The sequence below is a fragment of the Actinosynnema sp. NPDC023658 genome, assembly GCF_040639995.1.
Lineage (GTDB): Bacteria > Actinomycetota > Actinomycetes > Mycobacteriales > Pseudonocardiaceae > Actinosynnema.
This window is the reverse complement of record NZ_JBFAAX010001230.1, coordinates 1-1,496: the sequence shown is the minus strand read 5'-3', so window position 1 is coordinate 1,496 and position 1,496 is coordinate 1. Positions and strand designations below refer to the sequence as shown.

At 75.7% G+C, this 1,496-nt stretch carries 2 pseudogenes; one reads left to right on the top strand and one right to left on the bottom strand.

Annotated elements, in window-relative coordinates:
- Positions 1-220, bottom strand: a pseudogene (locus AB0G02_RS39785) (hypothetical protein); the annotation flags it as partial.
- Positions 221-524: 304 nt separating this feature from the next.
- Between AB0G02_RS39785 and AB0G02_RS39780 the strand changes: the two are divergent.
- A pseudogene (locus AB0G02_RS39780) lies at positions 525-1,496 on the top strand (hypothetical protein); the annotation flags it as partial.

Genomic DNA, 1,496 nt, shown 5'->3' with positions numbered 1-1,496 from the left:
GCCCCGCCCGCCCCGTCGGCAACGCCCTGGCAGCCGGGGAGGCGGCGGGCGCCCCGGCCGCCGCCGCCATCGCCGCGACCTCCGGCCCCAGGACGGGCGCCGGACCCGACTCGGCCGCACCGGTCAACGCACCGGCACCCGCCGATGCGCCCGTCAACGCACCGGCACCCACTGACACGCCCGTCAACGCGCCGACGCCGGCCGGCGATCGCGAGTTCACGGGTGGTCGTCAGGACACCGTCGGCGCCCCGACCCCGCCCCCTACCGGCGCGGGTGAAGACCGAATCGGGATCGGAGAGTCCCCGGCCGGTGTCGAGACTTCGCCGACGGCCCACCAGCCGGAGCGCTCCACGCCGCTGAACGACCGCCTGCCCCTCTACCAGCCGCCGCTCGACACGGCCCTGGACGTGCCGCCCGGCCTCCCCGACCTCGAGGCGCTCCCCCCGGTCCCGTCACAGGTCGGCACCGCCTTCCCGACGCCGGTCGCCGAACCGGCACCCGAGCCTGCCCGGACCGCCGGCCACGTGCCAACGGCGGGCCCGAACGGCACGACGCCGTGGTCGCCCGAGCTGTTGCGGCAGGACGCGCCTTCGGCGTGGGAGACGGTGGAGTTGCTGGCGCCGGACGTTCGCGACGAGGTGGAGGAGCGGGCGCGGCAGATCGTGTCCGGGACCGGTGTGGCCGTGGACGGTCCGGTGGGTCGGGACTTCGCGGTGGTGGTCGCGGCTCACCTGGCGGACGGGTACGGCGATGCCGAGGCGCGTGACTTCGCGCAGCGGATCGCCCAGGACCTGAGCGACGCTCCGCCGGCCGCCACCACTCCGGTCACCACCTCGCTGTCCGCCGTCACCCCGCCACCGGTCACCGCTTCGCCGTCTGCCGCCACACTGCCACCGGTCACCACTTCGCCGTCGACCGCCACTTCGCCGTCTGCTGCCATCCCGCCGTCTGCTGTCACGCAGTCACCAGTGGCCACCGCTCCGGTCGTCACCGCTCCAGTCGTCACCCCGTCGCTGGTCGACACCGCTCCTGTCATCACGCCGCCGTCGACCGCCACCCCGTCACCCGGCGGAACCCCGTCCACGTCGAAGGACGCCGGACCGCAGTGGACGAGGGAAGGGCTGGTGGAGGCGGCGGCGAAGGCCGCGGACCGGTTCGAGAGCCTGGAGGGCTGGAACCCGGACGTCGTCATCTCCCAAGCCGGGTGGATTGTCACCAGCACGCACGGCCCGGACGCCTTGGCCGACGAAGACCTGTGGTCCGCCGCCACCGCGGTGGTGGCGGACGCGCTGACCCGGGGCCAGGACGTCACGGCCGCCCTCGCCCTGTCGCGGGACATCGCGGCGGACCTGGGGACCGCCGCCCCGTCGGACAACACCGCCCAGCTCGACGACTTCCTGCCCGTGGGCGCCGGCCAACCCACGCCCACGCCCACGCCGCCGGGGCTCCCGAACCAGGGCGTCGCCGCGCTGCGCGCCCGGACGGTGCCCGATCCC